Below are 21,376 nucleotides of genomic sequence, written 5' to 3'. Positions count from 1 at the left end.
GCTGTGTTCGTACAGAGTCGCGTTGATTTCAGGCTTCCCTCCACAACCGTTCTTCTGCATATTTCAGAATTTGTTGCACTTGCAACTCCGTATCAGCGTCCCAGAAACTCTCTCGCCCTAAAGACACCTGTACACCTTGGTATTTAGGGTTTCGGAGCATTTTTCGTGCCCCTTCATCTCCGTGTAGGGACAGAAGCGGACCGAACATATGTGAGCGAAAAGCAACCGGGGGTTTACTCCCCTCATTGTCCGTACCCGCAACATAATCAGACAGCGGATTAGAATCCAGTACTGCGGTGACATGATTAATATTCTCTGTCGTTATAAGGGGCTGGTCTGCCATCAGCATCAGGACCCCCTTCGGCTTGTATTCCATCGCCGTCAATATACCGCAACGAATGGAGTTTGCCATACCACCAGCAAAATCGTTACATAGTACCATACGCAATCTTTTGTCGGGATTATATGTGTAAGAGAATGCCTTGTGCCATTTGGAAGGTAACCATTCAAGACTATCCTCTGGTTTGACCACACAGATGATGTGATCCAACCGGGAATTCAGAGCGGCCTCCAGTGTCCATGCTGCCAGTGCTCTTCCATCCGGCATCATGACCGATAGTTTATCTCGCCCAAGTCTGCTGCTCTTGCCAGCCGCCAGAACGATACCTGTCGTTTGCATAAGCACCGCTCCTTTTTTCGGTTACTAACGCAGATTTAACAGCCGTTCCCTTACGTCTTACCGTAATCAACTCTGCAACAATACTGATCGCGATCTCCTCTGGCCCATCTGCACCAATGGACAATCCAACTGGACTATGCACGTGATGTAATGGTGGCATCCCGTCGAACAAACGAGCTGTTCGGGTACGTGAACCCATAATGCCGAGATATGCATAGTTGGTGTTGTCTAATAACGCTATCCATTCTCGTTCACGGGGGAATTGATGACTCATTAGGATGAGATAGTCATGTTCATTGATGTTCAGCTGCGGGAAAACTTCCTGAGGAAAACCGTGCACGAGTTCCGCATCTGGAAATCGTTCTGGCGTACACAAGGCTGCTCTCCAATCTGTGATAACGACACGGAATCCAGCGGATTGAGACAGTGCGGCGACCGGTACAACATCATTTCCGGCGCCAATGATAATCAAACGTGGTTTGGGCGTATATAGCGAAGTAAAATGTTGAGGAAGATTCCAAGAATTATTCCTAACCTCCAGATCAGGAGCACAGGACAACGACAAATCATTTTCGGAACAATCAGGTCGTTCATTTGCAGTTAAATATCGCTCTTGTCCTGGCTCGGCTGACTTGACTGACTCGATCTTCGAGCAACGATACGTAACATTAGTGTAATCCTCATCAAAAGACCGGAGAAGAGAAACCGCTAAAGCTGCATCCAAACATTGCTGCATCTGCATTATCATGTCACGTAACTGGCCACAGATCGGTTCAAGCAGAACAACTACAAGGCCTCCGCAACCAATTGTTTCGCCCCAGGACAAGTCGTCTTCAGGCCTCATATCGTAGGAAGCCAGCTCAAGTTGTTGCGTCTCCAGCACGCGGCTCACCCTGGCTTGCAGGTCACTCTCCAGACACCCCGGACTGATACTGCCGTACATCCTGCCGTCCTCCGTTATTAACATAGAAACCCCTTGTTTGCGGTAGGCATGCCCCTCAACTTTAATCGCAGTAGCAAGTACACTCCGGGTTTCACGAAGGGCAATGACACACAGATCATGCATCTCCATAGGGCCGCCCCCTCTTTACTATTTGCCTTTCAACGTTTCTGTTATAACCGTTTCATTAGCCTTGCAATGCATTTATCTGACTCTCGTAATACGATGCTGCGGTCAATAGTTTGTATTTTACGATTGTTCAGCACGATACTGCCATCAATGATGACCGTTTCCACACAGCTACGGGTAGCCGAATAAACGATACGGGAGTAAATGTCTGTCTCATAGGACGGGTACGTATGAAAATCATCAAGGTCCAGCAGGATCATATCTGCCTTTTTGCCGACTTCAAGACTGCCTATCTCTCTGGATAGCCCCAACACTTCCGCTCCGCCCATCGTTGCCATGTGTAACACGGTTCTGGCATCCATCACCGTCGGCCCGTGCGGCACCTTCTGGATCAGTGCTGTCATACGCATCTCCTGGAACATATCCAGATTGTTATTACATGGCGCACCGTCTGCACCGATCCCCACTGCAATTTGTCTGTTCAAAAGGTCGGGGATGTCTGCAATTCCGGAGGAAAGTTTCATATTAGATCCGGGACAATGGGTTACTTTGACACCACGTTTACGAATAATCTCCTTCTCTTCTTCACTCAGCCACACACAATGCGCAAGAACCAATCTGGGAGTAGCCAGGCCAATGTGATCAAGATAGACGATGTTCCGCATACCTCTCTCGTGTTCAACCAGTTCAATCTCTCCACGATTCTCGGAAGCATGGGTGTGCACTTTGACGTGATATTTATTCGAGAGGTCACGTACTTCCGTAAGCAATTGTTCTGTGCAGGATACAACAAACCTTGGACAAAACGCATATTGAATACGGCCTCCACCGAATCCGTTCCATTTTTCTAACAAATCAACACTCTGCTGCAGCGAATCCGCCGTATTCTCACGCAAAGGCTCAGGAACCTCATCACCATGATCCATCATCACCTTACCTGAGATGACCCGGATTCCACTCTGGGCCATCGCTTGAAAAGCCGATTCCGTATGATTCACCGTCTCCATATCCAGAATGGTCGTTGTGCCGCTAGAGATCAATTCGCCCAGTCCGAGCATTGCCGAGTAATACACCGATTCTTCATCATGTGCCGCTTCTAACGGCCAGATTCGCTTGCGAAGCCAATCCATCAGCTCCATATCGTCCGCACGTCCGCGAAACAACGTCTGGCATAGATGAATGTGGGTCTGGATAAACCCCGGCAGTAACACTTTCCCTCGTGCATCAATGACTTGATCTGCCAGGTTCTCATCGATATGCACCGCCATGTCTTTGATTTTGTTATCTTCGATGAGAAGATCTCCCGTAAATACTTCCTCTTCTGTATTCATCGTGACCAATTGCGCGCCTTTGAGTAGAATCGTTCCCATCCCCATCTCCCCTATCCCGTCCTGTCTTATCTTCAGCTTCCCCGGTACGTGCTGTATCCCCCCGGTGCTATCAACAAAGGGATATGATAATGGCTCCCGGTATCTCTTACTTCAAAACGAATAGGGACTTCGGTCCACAACACATATGTCATATCCGTTTGAGCGTCTTGTGCAAAATAGGGTTTCACATCAAAACGTAGTTCGTATTCGCCTACTTCCAGCTTTCCTTCGTGAAGCAAAGGTTCGTTCAAACGTCCATCCGAATTGGTCAACGATTCTGCCACCTTCAGGGCATTCCACTCGTTTCCTGACCATTTTATAAAATAGAGTTCAATTCTCACTCCTACAGCAGGAGCACCCTTAGATGTATCCAGTACATGTGTAGTAATCCGGCCAGCATTCGGCTGCATCAGGCATTCACCTTCGATCTATGTTTATCCTTTTTCTTCAGATCACTTTGCACGCTCGGTCATCCATTGTTGCAAACGGATTGTAGCAATTTTAAACACTTCGTTTAACGCCGTTACGAATTCTTCCTGCTCGCTCTTCTGTAGCCGTTGCTTCATGGAATCAAGAATAGATTCTTTTGTATGGCCTTTCACCGCTAAAATAAACGGAAACCCGAATTGATTTGTGTACCTCTCGTTCAACTGCTTAAGCTCGCTGTACTGTTCCGGTGTTAATGAATCCAGGCCAGCACCAGCCTGCTCCTGAATCGAGCTGGTACTCATGCTGATGCGAGCACCTAAATCCGGATGCTTACGGAGCAGTTCCAGCTTCTCTTTATACTCCGAATCAAGAACTTGATTCGTCATAACCTGCATCATCTCTTCCCATGAACCAAAAGGCCGAAGTCCGGCAGCACGCTCTGCAATCCAAGCAGATTCTTCAAATAAAGAGCCAAATTCTTTCATAAACTGTTGAACAGACCAGCCGTTAACGAGATGTATAAGATCATCCATGTGATAACCCCCGGTCTCTATTTAATTATTGTTCCTCATTCTATTCACTGCTTCAGAATGTAGCAACATTATTTACGTGATTTTGTAAAATAACATAACATCAAACGAATGAATTGTTATCTGCGCACGGAATCCGCCTTTTACACTTGCTATGTATGTCAAAAAACCGCACTCACCAATGAAGGGAGTGCGGTTTAATCATTTTAATATAGCTTTTGATCAACACTTTAAGCGTCACTCATATCACGAGCATTATAAACACATTAATACGTGAACATATGAGTATATGAGTATATGAGTATCCAACTATACGAGCATTAGTTATTACGTCCGAAGTCTTGCAGGCGCTTTATCTCGCACGAATTTACGGAAGGTAAAGACCAGCTTTAATTTGAGCAGATCATTCGTCTTTTTGAAATCCATTTGCAACAGACTGCCGATCTTCTCCATACGATAAGTTACCGTATTCCGATGCACATACAACTGTTTGGCGGCTTCATTAATTAATCCGTCATTTTCAATAAAAGACTCTAGCGTGCTCATCAGTACCTGATTGGGATCACCGTCTCTGGCAAGCAAAGGTTCGAGCACTTTATTGCAATAATTCTCCATCATTTGTTCCGGCACATGCTGAAAGACATACGCAAATTCCAACATCTCAAATTGCAGTGCCCGATCCTTCATGCCGAGCCTTTGGGCTAACTGACGTGTATCCAGACACTCTTGGTATGCTTCACGTAGTGAAGTCGGCTCATGTTTCATTTTGCTTATCCAGAAACGAGGACCTGGCGCACCTTTGGCTTCTTGAGCCATAAGCACATCGCCAAATCGATTTAAGAGAAAGGCGGACAACTCCTCGCCATAATCACGCCCGGTCGGACAACTGTAGATAGATAGTATGCCTTCATTCATCTGAAAATGTTGGGAAGCTGTAAATTGCATGAGCGGATTGTACTGCAACTCACGATGAATCTGCTTGAGCAGCTTCCCCTCAGCAAAAGCATTGGGTTCGAGCGTGGTTAACACACACTGATACGTCTCTTGAAATAGGTGTACTCCCTTATTTTCGCTCAAAGTCATGAGCTCCTGCATCGTTAATTTCTGATCCATATATTGCGTCAGCAAGGTCCGCATTTCATCCTGAACCGTTGGGTTGATATGTTCGCGGTAGGTCATATCCATGTAAAAGGCGAGCACATCCGCAGCTTGCTGGAACAGTTCCTCCTCCGCTCGTAGAGACAAGGCAGAATCCGTGTACACCAGCAGGAAACCCAGTTCCTCGTCTTTTTGTTGAATCGGGACACGGTGACAGCTTCCCTGATTCCATTTTACCCGGTGCATCACTGATTTCCAGGGCCAGCCTTGCGTGACTGCATTGTCCGACATCACGTCATCGTTCGCATAGAGCACATGTCCGCGTGAGCCGATGACGGCAATCGAATAATTGAGGATCGTGGACATTTCGGCGAACACATTGCGATGATGTTGTTGCTGTAAAGCGAACTGCATTAGTTTCTTTTGTTTTTGCACAACTTCGTGCAGGAGCCGATGGCTACGTTCATGTTCCGCTTTAAACAAGGCGTTCATCTGGTCAGAGAAAGTGAATTGGAACGGAAGCTCCAAAAGCGGTAGCCGAAGTCGATTCGCTTCCTCTACTATGCCTTGGGGAATCGAATCCCAGAATCGTCCAAGCTTGATGCCGATTCCCGCGCATCCACGTTCATTCAGCCGTTGCATTAAACGAAGCGTATCTGTTTCACTATCTTTGATCATAAAAGCGGTCGTAAACAACATTTCTCCAGATTTGATCCAATCTGCAATATCAGGAGCGTCCATGACGTTGACTGACTTCATCATCCGTGAAGTCCCTTCCCGGCCCGCAATCAATTTGGCTTCAGACAGCGGGTATACCTGCAAAGCTTCTTTAACGGTAAGCTGCATGGACATGACCTCCCATATATTTAACACATTTGTGTAAACAAATCGTTCACAATGACCTTTAGGCTTCGTAACCCCACCGATTTCGAAATAAAAAATAGAGAACCTTTGATTGTTTGTTAAGTATTATAACATCAATTTCCATAAAGAAACTTACATGAGAAAAAAATAAACCTATGTCCTCAAGGCAGCATCATCATGCTGTCATGGGCATAGGTTTGAAACATTTTAAATAAATATTTTATGCTTAGCATTTTAAATCCAGCAATGCGGATTCGTTCAAATCTCCATTTTTTCGTGACTCATCCATAATTTCATACGGGATAATACATCTTTGATATTCAATGGTTTACTGAGATAGTCCGTGGCTCCGGCAGCGATACATTTCTCCCGGTCTTCTTTCATCGCTTTTGCTGTGAGTGCAATGATGGGAATCTGGGTCAGACCGAGTTTCTCTCGAATCCGACGGGTGGTTTCATATCCATCCAGTTCTGGCATCATGATATCCATAAGAATAACATCCGGTCTGAGACCTCCCTGCTCTAACAGCTCCAGACATTCCGTTCCATTCTGAGCAGAGGTCACTTGCATACCATATTGCTCCAATGCATTTGCAAGCGCATATACGTTACGAATGTCATCATCCACGACAAGAATCTGTCGATCCCTGAATAACGATTCTTCCAAAGGCGTTAGCAAAATCTCCATATTCTTCAGTTCCGGCTCCACATGAGGTGATGAAGTGTTGATACGTTCTTCTGCTGTAGCACCAACTGTCTCATAAACAAACAATCTTGAACTTTGCTCCTCCTGCGGAACCTCGTGACCTTTTCTATACAGCGGAAGAAACAGCGTAAACACACTGCCTTGGCCCAATCGGCTCGTTGCCGAAATTGAACCGCCAAGTAATGAAGCCAGTGATTGAGAAATGGACAGCCCTAGCCCCGTACCGCCATATTTACGCGCCGTTGCTCCATCAGCCTGTTTGAATGCCTCAAAGATCTGGAGAAGTTTATCCTCCGCAATACCGATCCCCGTATCACTAACGGAAAAAGCAATGACTTCGGTTTCTTGACCGGCGTGTTCAGGGTCAGTCAGACGCACCTGAGAAATGGTTAGTGCCACTTCCCCTGTGCTGGTGAACTTAAACGCATTCGAGAGCAGATTTCTAAGAATCTGATGCATCCGCATTTCATCGGTTTCAATCGTAGCCGGAAGAGGACCTTGTAGCTGAATACGAAAATCTATTTTTTTCTGTTCAGCCGTTTTCAAGAAATACTGATTCATCACTTCAGGCAACGTGTCGAGGTAAACATCATCAAATTCCACTTCCATCTGTCCAGCCTCAACCTTCGACAGATCGAGAATATCGTTAATCAAGTTAAGTAAGTCTTTGCCCGATCTGTGAATAACGGCTGCATAGTTCTGCTCCTCACCGCTCAAATGATGATGTTTGTTTTCCGCCAATATCTCGGACAGAATCAACATGCTGTTCAGAGGTGTGCGCAGCTCATGCGACATATTAGCCAGAAATTCGGATTTGTATCCCGAACTGATTCGCAGCTGATGCGCAGTTGCTGCAAGTTCTTGGACCGCATTCTCAGCCGTGCCCTTCTGACTCTCCAAGCGTTCATTTAACATATATAACTCTTCCGTTTGCATCTGCAATTCTTCTGTCTGAGATTGCATCTCCTCGGTTTGAAGCTGCAGCTTCTCGGATTGTGCCTGTAACTCTTCGTTCAGTACTTGTGATTCATCGTAAAGGTGCTGTAGTTCCATTCGCGTAACTGTAGAATGAAGCGAAACACCGAAAATGACCGTTAATTCCTTGATCAACTCCATGGCCTTCTCGGTTAATGGCTTCATGGAAGCGAGTTCTACGACAGCAACGGTCTTTCCTTCAAACAGGATGGGTACAACGGTAAGCGAACTCGCTGAGGCATGGCCCAGACCGGACGAGATGCGAATGTAATTCTGCGGTAAATCATTCATTCGTAACACCCGTTGCTCAATCGCACTTTGACCGACTAACCCTTCACCAGGGACAAGTGATATTTTCCCGAGCGAGTGTTCCTTCTCCCCATCTCCTGCATAGGCTGCCACCCGAAACAACCGATTGTCCTTCCAGTGATACAACACGCTGTACGGAATCTCCAACATCGTTGCAAGTTCACTCAGGAACAAACGTGATAAACCTTCTAATGTGGTAGGGTTTTGGAAAAGAGTAGCAACACCTGTAAGTTGATCCTTCACCCGGTTTTGCTCCTGCACTTCATCCAGTAGTTGATTCGCTTCATGTGCGAGATCAGCGACTTCATCCCGTGTTCTTACACGTATCCGCTGTTTGAGGTTACCGCCTCTGGAAATATCGCTAATCGTGTGCTTTACCTCTTGAAGCGTTCTAACAATGTTGCCTGATACAATGAAAGCCGCGGCGATGGATAGTGCTGCAATCAGACCCCACAAGGTGTACATGATTGTCAGCAAAGTTGAACTCCGGTTCGCCAAATCCGTCACCCTAGCTTCTGTAAGCAAAATTTCGGTGTTGCGGAAGGTAGCCAGCTGGGAGCGAAGCAGATCGATTTCCGTTTTCCCCGGATCGGACTGAAAAAAAGCGAGAACCTTATCCTGATCGCCTTCCTTCTTGAGCAGTACGGATCGTTCACCAGCAATTTCAATCCAACGGTTGATATGGGATTTAATATTTTGCAAGTTTTGCTGTTGTGCCGGATTATCGCTAATCAAGGCGTATAACTGATCGTAATTCGTATTCCACTCGGAAAGACCTTGATCATAAGGTTGCAGATAACTTTCCTTTCCGGTAAGCATGAACCCGCGCTGTCCCGTTTCCATATCGAGTACGTTTTTCTCAATCGCGTTGGTCAGATTATGTACGTCCAGATCATGATGACTAATAAAATCATTTTCCTTCTGCAACACATCGATTTGGGCCGAAAGGATCAGTAGCACTACACCAAATAAGAGCACAACCACAAGATAGCCCAATACAATTTTGGAGCGTATCGTAAATCTTCTCGTTTTAGACAACGTGAAACCCTCCAAATATAGACGAATGCTGAATCGTTGCATGAAATCTGTTGCATTAGTATTTTATATGTATAGATATCAGCTGACAAGAAAAATATGTGATTACATAAGAAAAACGACCTGCTTTGCAGGCCGCTTTTCCGGGACTTTATTCATAGATATTTATAATTGACACAATATAGGAATTTAAAATCAGTTTAAGCCTTTTAAGCCTTTGGTGCAATCATTTTAGCCGGGTCTACATATTGATCGAATTGTTCCTCTGTAAGAAGTCCGGTTTGTAACGCAGCTTCCTTCAGGGACAAACCTTCTTTATGTGCAAGTTTAGCAATTTTAGCTGCATTCTCATATCCAATATGAGGATTGAGTGCAGTGACCAGCATAAGCGAGTTATCCAGATTGTGTTTGATCTGATCCAGGTTCGGCTCAATACCCACAGCACATTTGTCATTAAATGCAACGATGGAGTCAGCGAGCAACTGTACAGACTGCAGGAAGTTATAAATGATGACAGGTTTGAATACGTTCAGTTCAAAATTACCTTGGCTTGCCGCGAATCCAATCGCCGCATCGTTACCCATCACTTGTGTCACAACCATCGTGATCGCTTCGCTCTGTGTCGGATTCACTTTACCTGGCATAATCGAGCTGCCCGGCTCGTTCTCAGGGATACGAATCTCACCGAGACCGCTACGTGGACCGCTTGCGAGCCAGCGTACGTCATTGGCAATTTTCATCATATCCGCTGCAAGCGCTTTTACTGCACCGTGAGCATACACCACTTCATCATGGCTGGTCAGAGCGTGGAATTTGTTCGGCGCAGATACGAAATCTTTACCTGTATGCTTACCAATCTCCTTAGCTGTAAGATCACCGAAGTCAGGATGCGCGTTAATCCCGGTTCCTACAGCCGTACCCCCAATCGCAAGTTCCTTCATGTACTCTACGCTTTCGCGGATCATACGTTCACTCTTACCGAGCATAGCTTCCCAGCCGCTAATCTCTTGGCCAAGCGTAATCGGCGTTGCATCCTGAAGGTGAGTACGTCCAATTTTGATGATATCCTTAAATGCTTCCACTTTTTCCGCAAAAGTCGCTTTCAACACCGCAATTGCTGGCAGCAACTGATCCTCCACCGCAAGAACGCCCGCGACATGCAGCGCTGTTGGGAAGGTGTCATTGGAGCTTTGCGACATATTAACATCATCATTCGGATGTAGGCGCTCTTCTTTACCTTTTTGCTCCAGCAGCTGGTTACCCAGGTTAGCAATAACTTCATTCACGTTCATGTTGGATTGAGTACCGCTACCCGTCTGCCATACCACGAGTGGGAAGTGATCATCAATACGTCCTGCAATAATTTCATCAGCAGCATAAGCAATCGCATCTGCTTTCGCCGCTGATAATTTGCCTAATTTATGATTACTGGCCGCAGCACTTTTCTTCAAAATGGCGAGAGCTCGCACCAATTCCATCGGCATATGCTCGCGTCCAATAGGGAAATTTTCCTTACTGCGCTGCGTCTGAGCGCCCCACAGCCTGTCGGCTGGTACTTTCATTTCGCCTAACGTATCTCTCTCAATGCGGTATTCCACTTGCTTGTCCTCCTCCAAAATGTTGGTCTGGGTCTCTACAAAGCTTGTGTATCTCGTCATATTATACATGATTTACGAACAGGTTTTCACCTTTTCGACAAAATTGTAAGCGTAGCGCAAAACGAACAGGTCAGAAGCAAGTTCAATCTATCCCGTTTTATTTTTGAGCAGCAATCGGATACAAACGGCTGGTTTGTTCATAGAGTTCACCTGGTTGTAATCCAACGAGACCACTCTCTTCTGCGGAAATCCCTTCCACATTCGGAGCATTAACCAGATTCATCTGTGGTTCCGGACAGAAAAATTCATTGCAGGCATTGTTGTTCCAGATCATCCAATGTTTATAAGATGTACCCACATCGTATACCAGTTTGTCTCCTGTACGATGATCCGTAAGTTCCATGTAATTGCGGCCATTTTGCGGCTCAGCGGTATAGTGGTTATCCATCGCTGCAAAAAACGGACTAACTCCGGCCTGTTTAAGCTGCTCTTCTTCCGGTGTAAGCGGTTGAAATTGTCCCGTCGGTAGCGAACGCTCGTTTAATTCACGGCGCTGGCCAATCGTCACTTTGGCTGTATAATCCGAGGACTGACTGTCGGGAGTAAAAGGAACTTTAATTGCTGTATGGAAAGCAAACAGGTTCGGCATATATTCTGTGCCCGTATTGTTCACGATTAACTGCTGCTGCAGACCATGACTGCTCAGAGAGTAACGAAGCGTTACACTGAAGGTGAACGGCAAATATTTGTAAAAAGCATGGCCTTCTCCAATGTTTTGGCTGAGTGTGACATAACTCTCAAGATCATTAGAACCGAATCCCTCAACCGTCCACGCCACATCATGCAAAAATCCGTGCAGATGGTTGCCTGTCGCGGGTTCATTAATCGGTAGTTGATAGACTTTTCCATTCCAAGGGAAACGACCGTCTTCATATCGATTAGGAGGAGACAGAATCGGAATACCGTACACGGCAGGAGCCGCCATGAATTCATCCATCTGATCCTGATCCGGTTCGCGCAGGTAGCTGTATCCTTTTTCCGTATCCCGAAAAGCTACCAGGTTCGCGCCAACGCTTGGAATCACCGCCGCTTCAAATGAACCAAAGCGTAGCCATACCGCGGGAATGCCGCCAAATTGCTCTTCAAACGCTGTATTCTGTTGTGTCATCGTTATATGTACCTCCTGCATACTAAGGTTATATTATACGGCTCGACTATATCATGATTGCGCCTAAAAGAACAATCTGAGATCGAGAACAAATTAAACAGGCAAGCGCAAAACAAAAAGACAGCTGCACGATCAGCTGCCTTGATCACTCTTTGTTGGTCTTCATCGCTCTTCAACTCACTCACGAGTAACGGTCTATGTTTTCTCATTCTACATACTTACCCTGCTTGGGTACCGTATCTTCTTCAAAATGCATGTCGAGATGCCGGAGTGATTCATGTAACATCTCCCCGCTTAACACATGTCCATGCCCTGTCACAACCGTTCTCGGCTCCAGTTGCCTGATACGCTGAACCGATTCATGCGCTTCCTCCCAATCCGTTGTAAAATACGCCGGAGGGCCGTGTAACTGTTTGTCCTGAAGCAGAACACTCCAGAGCGACTCCTGTTTGACCGAGATGATTGCATCACCCGCAATCAGTAATCGATCTGCTTCGCGGAACAAGGATATATGTCCCGGTGTATGACCTGGCGTATGAATCCAGTTCCAACCCTTTGTGCCGGGCACCGTATGATTTTGGGGTAGACTGAATATCCGATCATCCAGATTAATGGCTTCGTTCGGATACGTAAAAGACAAATGCGCCATGAGGCCTCCACCCACAGAAGGGTCTGCCGGAGGATAATTTTTCAAACCTGTGAGATAAGGTATTTCAAGTGGATGCGCGTACACCGGCACTCCCCAGAATTGCTCCAGTTCAATTACCGTTCCCACATGATCAAAATGACCATGCGTTAAAATAATAGCAGACGGCGGACCTTGAAAACGCTCGGTTGCCACATCAACAATGTGATTCGTGAATTTTGACATTCCTGTGTCCACAAGGACCCAGCTCCTGCTTCCCGGTTTTCCAATGAACACGACGTTCACAAAAAGGGTACGCAAGCTCAAAATATCAGGAGCAACTTCCTCTACGCTGGTCATTCCTGATGTAATCAGATTGTCAAATGCCATTCACGGTTACCTCCCATCAGGCGAATTGTCTCTCTGGTTTAGTTCATCTCGTAGACTTCCCTTTTCTGGAATATCTATTCGGAATCTCGGAAATAAAAATAGACGGCGGACACCCTTCCCAGGGCACACACCGTCTAGTATAGTCAGGTAACTCGGACAATAGAACAAGAATATTTACTTTACATTAAGCCGGGTAAGCATCCAAGGCTGCATCCAGCAATTGATTGTACAAATCATCATCATTTTCGAGCAACTCGTCCATTTTCAGCAACTCTTCCTCATCACCCGACTGTTCCGTGAAGTGCAAGCTGTAGTCCCAGTCCTTGCCGTTCTTGCTCATAAACGTAATTTCATATACGGATTTACCACCATCTGTCTTGAATACCGTACTTCCCACAAAACTTTTTTCGTCCTCACGACGCATTTCTGCGCGAATAATTTCAATACTCACTTTTATACTCTCCTTTAATCTCTCGTTTAAAGCCTCACTTCAATAAATCTTCGATTCAAGCGTCCAAAAAACTCTCTTTTGGTGCTTTTCTCCAACTTTCTGGCAAAGCTGTTTGGTAATTATTATTGGTTAATTGTACAATATATATCGTAGCAACGTATACATTATTCAATGAAGGCCCTATGCTGAATCCTCATTAACTTCAAAGAGGACTATAATAGACCGCCAGCTACGATATTCATATCACATTGGAGGAAAAAATAGCATGAACAATTTTGAATCGAATCTGCAACAATATGCTGAACTGGCTGTCAAAGTAGGTGTCAATGTCCACCCTGGTCAGACGTTAGTCGTAAATGCGCCAATCACGGCAGCTCATTTTGTACGATTGATCGTTAAGGCTGCGTACAACACGGGTGCAAAACGGGTCAAAGTCAACTGGAGTGACGAAACGGTTACTCGACTTCACTATGATCTGGCGCCGGATGAGGCATTCTCGATCGAACCAAAATGGTTCGCAGCTGAAATGACAGAGCTTGTTGAAGAAGGCGCGGCAATCTTGCATGTTATCGCGGAAAATCCGGATCTGCTGAACGGAGTTGCACAGGAGCGCATCGTAACCAGTCAGAAAGTGCACGGCAAAGCGCTGGAGAAATATCGTGCCTATCAAATGGCGGATAAATTCAGCTGGTCCATCGTAGCTGTCCCTTCTCCTGAATGGGCTGCTAAAGTATTCCCGGATCTGCCTGAAGCGCAGCAAGTGGACCGCCTGTGGGATGTTATTTTCAAAACGGTACGAATTGGTGAAAAAGATGCTGTCGCTGAATGGAAAACTCACCTGCAAAACCTTGACTCCCGCGCAAATCTGCTGAACAGCAAAAAATATAAAAAACTTCACTATACCGCGCCAGGTACGGACTTGACGATCGAACTTCCCGAAGGTCACATCTGGGTATCCGGAGGCAGTGTAAACGAGCAAGGACATGTGTTTATTGCCAATATGCCTACAGAGGAAGTATTTACTGCACCGCTGAAAACGGGTGTGAATGGTACTGTTCGCAGCACAAAACCGCTTAGTTACGGTGGCAATCTGATTGATGGCTTCTCCCTCACATTTGAGAATGGACGCATTGTTGATTACACTGCTGAACAAGGGCTTGATGCACTGAAAAACCTCGTCGAAATGGATGAAGGCGCACATTATCTTGGCGAAGTTGCCCTTGTTCCACATCAATCTCCAATTTCGGATACGAACATTCTGTTCTACAATACCTTGTTTGATGAGAATGCATCCAATCACTTGGCGATCGGAAATGCGTATGCTTTCTGTCTGGAAGGGGGCAAAACGATGTCTAAGGAAGAGTTGATCGAACATGGCATGAACTCGAGTCTGACTCACGTTGATTTCATGATCGGTTCCGGTGAGATGAACATCAATGGTGTCACTTCGAAGGGTGCGGAAGAACCGATCTTCGTGAATGGAAACTGGGCATTCTGATTAGCTCCACACATAGAGAGGAGATTTCTCCTCTCTTTTCCTATGTCTGAATTGTACTCATATTTAAGGATGTTGGAGGGATATTCGATGTTAAGTTTTGAACAAAAGCTGGATCGATACGCTGCACTCGCTGTCAAAGTTGGGGCAAACGTGCAACCGGGACAAATTTTTGTCATCAATACCATGATTGATGCAGCACCACTTGTGCAACTACTGGTACGTAAAGGATATGAAGCCGGGGCCAAACAAGTTATTGTGAAATACTCCGATGAAAAGGTCAACCGCCTTCGCTTTGAAATGGCTCCTGAGGAGTCCTTCGATGAACTTCCCAAGTGGCATGCGGCAGAGATGGAGGAACTCGCAGAGAATAATGCCGTTTTTCTGACGATTTTATCTTCCAGCCCTGATCTGATGAAAGGCATTAATCCGGCTAGAATCTCGGCGAACCAGCGCTCCTTTGGTCAGGCGATGGCTAAGTATCGTCAGTATCTGCAAGCTGATAAAATGAGCTGGACGGGCATTGCTTGCCCTTCACCGGATTGGGCGGCCAAGGTATTCCCTGATCTCCCACAAGCAGAACAGATGAATCAGCTCTGGGATGCGATCTTTTCCGCTGTACGCGCGGACGTTGAAGATCCAATCGCTGCATGGGCACAACATATCGAACGCCTGGAGTCACGAGCCGTGGCACTCAATAACAAGAAGTACCATGCACTGCATTACATCTCCCCGGGCACAGATCTTACGATCGAGCTCCCTGAAGGACATATTTGGGCGCAGGCTGGTAGCGTAAACGCACAAGGAACCCCTTTTGTAGCCAATATTCCTACGGAAGAAGTGTACACCGCTCCAGCGAAATACGGTGTGAACGGCACAGTGGCGAGTACCAAACCGCTAAGTTACGGCGGTAGCATTATCGATCGGTTTACCCTCACATTTGAGAAGGGACGGATTGTGGACTTTCATGCAGAGGAAGGTCAGGAAACGTTGGAACGCCTCATCTCCATGGATGAAGGTTCTCATTATCTTGGCGAAGTTGCGCTTGTACCTTTCCACTCTCCAATCTCAGAAAGCGGCATTCTGTATTATACAACGCTGTATGATGAGAACGCATCTTGCCATCTTGCGATTGGCAGTTCGTACGCTTCCAATATCGAAGGAGGCAAAACGATGTCTCCCGAAGAGCTTGCGGAACGCGGTATGAACTCCAGCATCACTCATGTTGATTTTATGATGGGGTCACCAGAGACAGACATCTATGGGATTACAACGAGTGGAGACCGTGAACCGATTTTCCTGAAAGGAAACTGGGCGTTTTAAAAAAACTTTAATTTATATTGAACAGGCAATTTTGCTGCCATGGATTCCATGGTTTGCAAGATCGTCTGTTTTTTCTTTTTCAGCAAACATCAAACAGGGTCGGAACTCCCTCTTTTCAGGACTGTAAACAGGTCTATCGGACATTGTAACGTTTCCATAATCTGTTGTAAAATGTAATGATACCAATGTTTGTGGACTGTTGACCAGAAAGGAGAACACCATGGCCAATCGGCTCCAGCTTTTACTCGCATCCGATTTTCATCAATTAGGACCTGTACTTCAGGAAGAGGTCTATTATGAATACTACAATATGGTGTATGGATTAATCGTATATATCATTAAGGAACGTACAGCGGCAGAAGATATTATTCAGGAAGCATTTATTAAAATCATTAAAAACAAACCCCTCTTCGAAGACGAGGTTAAACTTAAAGCCTGGCTCAAAGTAGTCACCCGGAATACCGCAATAAATTATTTGAGAAAAAATAAAAATAACCGTAACCAACTGGACACGGACAGTGTTTTTATAGATATAGAGACGATGAATCAAACCGCTGTTTCGGTGGAAAACATAGTTGAGACTCAGATGATGCAAGAATCCATCGAGCGTTACCTTTCTCAGCTGAAGCCGGAATACCGCGTTCTCGTTGAGTTACGGTGGAAAGAAGGCTTTTCTTATCGGGAAATTGCTGAATTATTGAGCACCACAGAAGACATTGTGAAACAGCGATTATTCCGGGCACGTGGCAGTATCAAGAAGAAATTACATAAGGAATGGGGTGGAAGCATTGAGCAAAGGCAAGCTAGATAAGCTTGAACATCAATTCGATTCAGGTCTTGAAGATGAATACTTTGATGCAGCGTTTGAGCAGGCATTTGATGAAGCTTTCCAACAAGCCACCTCTACCCCTTCCGCCTCCCGTACAGAATCCATGCAGCATTCCTGGCAAAAGGTACATAAGGAGATCGAAAGAATTGGCGCACGTAAACGTAAAATACGCACCTTCAAGCTATCGGGCATCGTGGCAGCTTCTGTGACCATTGGAGCCGTTATTTTCAGTCTGCCCTCGGGAACACAAGCCGTATCTCCTATTGTTCAATCGATCAAGGATTGGAGTAATGGCATGAAATCGATCATGGTTGAGGATAAGTCTGTAAATCTGAGTCCCGATCCCTCAACTGCCAAAACACCGCCACCACCTGACCTTGAATCGAGCACAATTATCCATGATGAAGCGGAAGACATTCCTGCCTTTGAACTCAACAAACATGTTTTCCGCCCCGTTGCGGTTACGGAAAAGATCGCTCGTGATGGATTTATCGGTGAATTTATTATATCCAAAGCCATTCCTGCCCGTTTTGACAAGATAAAATATGAACTCGTACTGGATACAGAGAATCCCGTCAATCCTGACAACTATTACGAGTCCGATATGATGAGGGTGAAATACTCCATCCAGGGTAAAAGTGATACAGACGAGCTTATCCAGTTCGATTATGAATACGTTAAGCCAGGGCAGTCTCTTGAGAAAACATCACTGCAGAAAAGCACTGTTGTGAAACTTGCAGATGATAGTGAAGCACTCATGTATGTGGGACCACCCTTCAATTCTATTCAGTGGATGACAGGTTCTCTAAGTATGAGTCTGTTTGGAACCGTGACTGAAGAGGAGATGATTGCAATCGCCAACGATTTTCTGGAGCAAAATTCTCCTGCCAAATCAAAATAAATTAAAACAATACACTAGGTGATGTATGTGTAGACTGATCCGATGTCATCCCATCATGAGCAGTATGAACACTAGTGACACGATAATAATAACCGGATGTGACCTCCCAATCCGAATTGGATCGAAGAAGATTCGTTTGGGTCTGTGTTGAGGAGCTGCCTGCGAACGTTACCCAAGCTGTTCCTGTCCAGCGCTCCAATCGATAATTCACAGACAAGGTTTTCATGTCTTTGAATGTTCTAGTCGCTGTTTTTACGATGGCATGAAGTCCGTCTCCGCGTGTTAATGTACAAGTCGCCTGATAGATATGTACGGGTTTGGCAGCCCTTGATTGGAGGAAATACTCCTGAGGTTCGAGTGGCGGCGGAGCAGTTCGCGCTCCCGACGGCACGCTGATGATCGGACTTGCAACTGCGGACGATTCTGTAGGCAGAACAAGAATAACTGGCGCAGTCAAAGCCAGAATCAGACCTACTTTCAAGATTGGCGTACGGCATATTTGTCTGCCTCGTCTTAGGATATTATGCATCTTCATTCCTCCCCAGCCTTGTTTTAATTTTTGGTGTAATCTATTAAACGGACGGAATGGATAACTGGTTTCAAAAAAATAAGGACGCCCGATGGTTCAATCGGTAGCGTCCTTTCATCATTTTCCAGATTAACAAAAACGATGAAACCTAAATTAATCCATCTCGTATGATGAAGAATAGGCTTTGTTCGGCGGAATCTAAATCTACTTTATGCAAGTAACATCATCATCGTCTAATTACCTGGTTCGAACGATTTGTTTATTCTCTATAGCATATACCTGATCGGCGACATTCTCGACCAAACGTGCATCATGTGAGATGAAAATAATTGTGCCTGCATAACTTTTCATTAAATGCTCTAGCGCCTCCATTGCAGGAAGATCAAGAAAATTACTCGGCTCATCCATAATCAAAATATTGTATCGGCCAAGCAACAACTTCGCCAGCTGCAACTTCATCATCTCGCCGCCACTTAATACCGCCAACCGCTTGCGCACATCATGCGGAGAAAACCCTAGAGATGCTAATACAGCTCGAATCTCCGGCACTTGATAGTCACAGTTCTCCTGTATGAATTCGATGACGGCCTGATGGTGGTTAAGTGTGTATGCTTGTTGTGCAATATAACCGATCTCTGCCTTAGGCGATATGATGATGCCCTGTTCACGGTTCAAGATCATGTTAAGCAACGTTGTTTTCCCTGAACCGTTCGCACCTGTCAGCGCAATCTTACCCCCAAGAGGGAATTGAAAAGACGCGTTCTCCAAAATGACAGTCTCACCAAGTACTTTGTTCATCTCATTGCCTATAATCGGAAATGGATTGTGAAGTTCTAACGCATGACTCTGACGAAAGTGAATCGTACGATTCAACTCCGGTGCTTGGACATCCCCTAACGCTTCAATGCGCTGTTCCATATTTTTGGCGGCTTGATGAAGTTTCTTTTGTTTACTCCCCACAGATTTCTGATGAGCAAGTCTGCCACCGTGATCAGAGCTATTTTTCCTTGCAGTCCCTTTCTCTTTCTGATCGACTTTCCGAGCCTGATTCCTTTTTTCAGTTATCGCTTTTTCCAGTCGTTCTCGTTCTTTCACATATTGCTGATACTGGATTTCCTGCTTTTTCTGGTTTTCATTCTTCTGAGCCAAATAATCGGAATATCCACCCCAATACTCCGTAATCTTCCCATCCTTCAGTTCCCAAATTTTATCAACCACTTGATCAAGAAATTCCCGATCATGACTGATAACCAGCAACGCTCCCGTATAAAAAGAGAGCTGATGGATCAAGAAATGGATTCCTTCCGAATCGAGATGGCTCGTGGGTTCATCTGCAAAAATGCCGTGCACTGAACTGGACAAAGCCTGAGCAATTTTCAGTCTTGTTTCCTGTCCGCCACTCATCTGCTCAGCATCTAAGCGGTCTATTCCAAGCTTACCCGCTAATGCATAATCCACATCGCTCTGAGCCCCGCCCTGCTCCATCTGCGGGATATAAGAAAAACTACCGTTCCTCACAACTTTCCCATAAGATTCGGGAATCTCACCCAGTAACACTTTTAACAATGTGCTCTTGCCCGCCCCATTGGCGCCAACCAAGCCGATCCGGTCATATTCATAAAGCTCCAAATGTTCAATATTGAATACCTCACGGCCCGCATATTCCACAACAATCTCTTTTGCTTTAATTAATATACTCATCATGGGTTCCTCCTTCAAAAATCGCAGTTTACACGTTCGCAGGATGACCTGCGATTTATGAAGGGGGATTATATAAAGAAATACCAATGCATATATCTCATGAGGTCTTCCCTCCTTTCTATGTCAAGCATTTTGGATGTAATAAAAAATGCAGATTTGAGTCCACTGTGGACTCAAATCTGCATTACTTCACGTATAGAAGACACTTCGAATCAGCATAGCACAAATAAACTACCCCATTCGAAACCTATGTCTTTCCATACGTAAAATAAGCAAATCAAAAAAGCCCACGATTTTGGTAAAATCCGCTTTTTTTGACCTGCTTATCGAAGCCGTATGGAATGAATCATAGGAACGAGCCTCCTCTTCTTTTATTGAATTGAATAATACCATGAGGTTCTTCCAGCGTCAACCTGAAGCAGCATTTGGTTCCAGTAATCTGTTGCGACTTCAATGGAATATGTTTGTTTCTCACAACTGCGGTTTGAACATGATCATTTAATCCAATTGTCCATTGAGTTTTGCTTTAAAAACGATAATTACTAAGCCAATAATTAAAAATAACCACCCTAAAGCAGATAATGCTTTGTTGGTAGTTCGATAAGGATACCCCCAATTCGGTCCTCCTGTATATTTGGTTGTTACGATTAATAATAACAAGCCAATCGCCGCAACCACAATGCCGGCTAGAATAATGTAATCCATATTGGGTCTCCTCATTCAATGAAAATAAAAGAACCCTAAGAAAAAAATAGTACCGATGTCATCTTTGCTTGGCAGGAACATTCAAACGGCTCCTATTAGCTTCATGACAACTATAGTTATAGCTGGAACAATTGAGTTTATAGAATTAAAAATCCAGTGTACGATTATATTTGACCATATATTTTTAAATACGAGGTATATCACAGCAAAGTATGCCCCTATGATCATATAAGGAATCGTTTCGGTTCAACCCCTTAATATTGGACACAAGCTAGCTTTTTCTCAGATTAACGCATCATAATGCAATGGATTTGGGCTCTATGATTCCATCGTTGACCAGGCGCAGGTAATCTGTCGGCGACCAATCGTACAGGCTGCCGTGAATGCGGTCTTTATTGTAGTAACGGATGTATCGATCCACTTCGGAAAAGGCTTCTTCATAGCTTTCAAAGCAATGTCGCTGGTAACATTCTCGTTCCAGAACACTATGAAATGATTCAATAAAGGCATTCTTATTGGGAGTTCGAATGGGCGTCCGTTCATGCTCCAAGCCGGTTTCTTCACAAAAAGCATAGAAAGCCTTGCTTATAAACTGAGG

The 21,376-nt window shown here is 45.2% G+C and carries 20 protein-coding genes; 4 read left to right on the top strand and 16 right to left on the bottom strand.

The genetic code is table 11. From position 1 onward, the window contains the following. Positions 1-28: 28 nt before the first annotated feature. The 11 genes from BLQ13_RS27285 to BLQ13_RS27235 all read right to left on the bottom strand — a co-directional run bounded on the left by BLQ13_RS27285 (position 29) and on the right by BLQ13_RS27235 (position 13,295). Complete coding sequence (locus BLQ13_RS27285; protein WP_090924825.1) at positions 29-679, bottom strand: nucleotidyltransferase family protein; 651 nt, start codon at positions 677-679, stop codon at positions 29-31. Further along, a complete protein-coding gene (locus BLQ13_RS27280) occupies positions 621-1,751 on the bottom strand; it encodes an XdhC family protein (protein ID WP_090924824.1) in 1,131 nt (376 codons plus the stop codon). Before BLQ13_RS27280 ends, BLQ13_RS27285 begins: the two co-directional genes overlap by 59 nt. Before the next feature lie 41 nt (positions 1,752-1,792). Beyond that, positions 1,793-3,118: a 5'-deoxyadenosine deaminase gene (locus BLQ13_RS27275; protein ID WP_090924823.1), complete on the bottom strand. Its 1,326-nt coding sequence runs from the start codon at positions 3,116-3,118 to the stop codon at positions 1,793-1,795. A gap of 32 nt (positions 3,119-3,150) precedes the next feature. Continuing rightward, positions 3,151-3,528: a hydroxyisourate hydrolase gene (gene uraH, locus BLQ13_RS27270; RefSeq protein ID WP_090924822.1), complete on the bottom strand. Its 378-nt coding sequence runs from the start codon at positions 3,526-3,528 to the stop codon at positions 3,151-3,153. A gap of 42 nt (positions 3,529-3,570) precedes the next feature. Next, positions 3,571-4,080, bottom strand: coding sequence for a 2-oxo-4-hydroxy-4-carboxy-5-ureidoimidazoline decarboxylase (gene uraD / locus BLQ13_RS27265; protein ID WP_090924821.1), 510 nt, complete (start codon positions 4,078-4,080; stop codon positions 3,571-3,573). 324 nt (positions 4,081-4,404) lie between these two features. After that, positions 4,405-6,021 carry a PucR family transcriptional regulator gene (locus BLQ13_RS27260; protein ID WP_090924820.1) on the bottom strand — a complete coding sequence of 539 codons (1,617 nt, stop codon included), beginning with the start codon at positions 6,019-6,021 and terminating at the stop codon, positions 4,405-4,407. Between the two features lie 276 nt (positions 6,022-6,297). After that, positions 6,298-9,066 carry a CHASE3 domain-containing protein gene (locus BLQ13_RS27255; RefSeq protein ID WP_244159486.1) on the bottom strand — a complete coding sequence of 923 codons (2,769 nt, stop codon included), beginning with the start codon at positions 9,064-9,066 and terminating at the stop codon, positions 6,298-6,300. 206 nt (positions 9,067-9,272) lie between these two features. Next, positions 9,273-10,661 (bottom strand): class II fumarate hydratase, encoded by a 1,389-nt coding sequence (fumC, locus tag BLQ13_RS27250; protein ID WP_090924818.1) that lies wholly within the window; start codon positions 10,659-10,661, stop codon positions 9,273-9,275. Positions 10,662-10,818: 157 nt separating this feature from the next. Beyond that, positions 10,819-11,829 (bottom strand): aldose 1-epimerase, encoded by a 1,011-nt coding sequence (locus BLQ13_RS27245; protein WP_090924817.1) that lies wholly within the window; start codon positions 11,827-11,829, stop codon positions 10,819-10,821. Between the two features lie 205 nt (positions 11,830-12,034). Further along, on the bottom strand, positions 12,035-12,844 hold the full coding sequence (locus BLQ13_RS27240; protein ID WP_090924816.1) for an MBL fold metallo-hydrolase: 810 nt from the start codon (positions 12,842-12,844) through the stop codon (positions 12,035-12,037). Between the two features lie 184 nt (positions 12,845-13,028). Further along, on the bottom strand, positions 13,029-13,295 hold the full coding sequence (locus BLQ13_RS27235) for a hypothetical protein (RefSeq protein WP_244159485.1): 267 nt from the start codon (positions 13,293-13,295) through the stop codon (positions 13,029-13,031). A 265-nt stretch (positions 13,296-13,560) separates the two neighbouring features. On the opposite strand from BLQ13_RS27235, the gene BLQ13_RS27230 reads away from it, so the two are divergent. From BLQ13_RS27230 to BLQ13_RS27210, 4 genes are all read left to right on the top strand, one after another. Then, a complete protein-coding gene (locus BLQ13_RS27230) occupies positions 13,561-14,793 on the top strand; it encodes an aminopeptidase (RefSeq protein ID WP_090924815.1) in 1,233 nt (410 codons plus the stop codon). Between the two features lie 87 nt (positions 14,794-14,880). Then, on the top strand, positions 14,881-16,113 hold the full coding sequence (locus BLQ13_RS27225) for an aminopeptidase (RefSeq protein WP_090924814.1): 1,233 nt from the start codon (positions 14,881-14,883) through the stop codon (positions 16,111-16,113). Positions 16,114-16,333: 220 nt separating this feature from the next. Beyond that, positions 16,334-16,924, top strand: coding sequence for an RNA polymerase sigma factor (locus BLQ13_RS27215; protein WP_090924812.1), 591 nt, complete (start codon positions 16,334-16,336; stop codon positions 16,922-16,924). After that, positions 16,902-17,843, top strand: a complete 942-nt coding sequence (locus tag BLQ13_RS27210) for a hypothetical protein (RefSeq protein ID WP_090924811.1) — start codon at positions 16,902-16,904, stop codon at positions 17,841-17,843. Before BLQ13_RS27215 ends, BLQ13_RS27210 begins: the two co-directional genes overlap by 23 nt. Position 17,844: 1 nt before the next feature. Here the strand turns inward: BLQ13_RS27210 and BLQ13_RS27205 are convergent, their stop codons facing one another. From BLQ13_RS27205 to BLQ13_RS27190, 5 genes are all read right to left on the bottom strand, one after another. Next, a complete protein-coding gene (locus BLQ13_RS27205; RefSeq protein WP_090924810.1) occupies positions 17,845-18,372 on the bottom strand; it encodes a hypothetical protein in 528 nt (175 codons plus the stop codon). A 237-nt stretch (positions 18,373-18,609) separates the two neighbouring features. Then, positions 18,610-20,073: an Msr family ABC-F type ribosomal protection protein gene (locus tag BLQ13_RS27200; protein ID WP_090924809.1), complete on the bottom strand. Its 1,464-nt coding sequence runs from the start codon at positions 20,071-20,073 to the stop codon at positions 18,610-18,612. Positions 20,074-20,571: 498 nt separating this feature from the next. Further along, positions 20,572-20,778 (bottom strand): hypothetical protein, encoded by a 207-nt coding sequence (locus BLQ13_RS27195; protein WP_090924808.1) that lies wholly within the window; start codon positions 20,776-20,778, stop codon positions 20,572-20,574. 81 nt (positions 20,779-20,859) lie between these two features. Next, complete coding sequence (locus tag BLQ13_RS29230) at positions 20,860-21,006, bottom strand: hypothetical protein (RefSeq protein WP_139168950.1); 147 nt, start codon at positions 21,004-21,006, stop codon at positions 20,860-20,862. Positions 21,007-21,073: 67 nt separating this feature from the next. Continuing rightward, positions 21,074-21,376: integrase core domain-containing protein (locus BLQ13_RS27190; protein ID WP_139168949.1), on the bottom strand; the 303-nt coding region annotated here is incomplete at its 5' end.

The organism is Paenibacillus polysaccharolyticus, from assembly GCF_900102085.1.
Classification (GTDB): Bacteria; Bacillota; Bacilli; order Paenibacillales; family Paenibacillaceae; genus Paenibacillus; species Paenibacillus polysaccharolyticus.
This window is presented reverse-complemented; position numbering and strand designations above follow the sequence as displayed.

Excerpts from the sequence above, each read along its gene's own strand:
- BLQ13_RS27240 (WP_090924816.1), bottom strand. The coding sequence starts at position 12,844 with ATGGCATTTGACAATCTGATTACATCAGGAATGACCAGCGTAGAGGAA.
- BLQ13_RS27230 (WP_090924815.1), top strand. The coding sequence starts at position 13,561 with ATGAACAATTTTGAATCGAATCTGCAACAATATGCTGAACTGGCTGTC.
- BLQ13_RS29230 (WP_139168950.1), bottom strand. The coding sequence starts at position 21,006 with ATGATCATAGGGGCATACTTTGCTGTGATATACCTCGTATTTAAAAAT.
- BLQ13_RS27280 (WP_090924824.1), bottom strand. The coding sequence starts at position 1,751 with ATGGAGATGCATGATCTGTGTGTCATTGCCCTTCGTGAAACCCGGAGT.
- BLQ13_RS27200 (WP_090924809.1), bottom strand. The coding sequence starts at position 20,073 with ATGAGTATATTAATTAAAGCAAAAGAGATTGTTGTGGAATATGCGGGC.
- BLQ13_RS27245 (WP_090924817.1), bottom strand. The coding sequence starts at position 11,829 with ATGACACAACAGAATACAGCGTTTGAAGAGCAATTTGGCGGCATTCCC.
- BLQ13_RS27275 (WP_090924823.1), bottom strand. The coding sequence starts at position 3,118 with ATGGGAACGATTCTACTCAAAGGCGCGCAATTGGTCACGATGAATACA.
- uraH (WP_090924822.1), bottom strand. The coding sequence starts at position 3,528 with ATGCAGCCGAATGCTGGCCGGATTACTACACATGTACTGGATACATCT.
- BLQ13_RS27285 (WP_090924825.1), bottom strand. The coding sequence starts at position 679 with ATGCAAACGACAGGTATCGTTCTGGCGGCTGGCAAGAGCAGCAGACTT.
- BLQ13_RS27195 (WP_090924808.1), bottom strand. The coding sequence starts at position 20,778 with ATGGATTACATTATTCTAGCCGGCATTGTGGTTGCGGCGATTGGCTTG.
- BLQ13_RS27215 (WP_090924812.1), top strand. The coding sequence starts at position 16,334 with ATGGCCAATCGGCTCCAGCTTTTACTCGCATCCGATTTTCATCAATTA.
- BLQ13_RS27260 (WP_090924820.1), bottom strand. The coding sequence starts at position 6,021 with ATGCAGCTTACCGTTAAAGAAGCTTTGCAGGTATACCCGCTGTCTGAA.
- BLQ13_RS27225 (WP_090924814.1), top strand. The coding sequence starts at position 14,881 with ATGTTAAGTTTTGAACAAAAGCTGGATCGATACGCTGCACTCGCTGTC.
- uraD (WP_090924821.1), bottom strand. The coding sequence starts at position 4,080 with ATGGATGATCTTATACATCTCGTTAACGGCTGGTCTGTTCAACAGTTT.
- BLQ13_RS27205 (WP_090924810.1), bottom strand. The coding sequence starts at position 18,372 with ATGCATAATATCCTAAGACGAGGCAGACAAATATGCCGTACGCCAATC.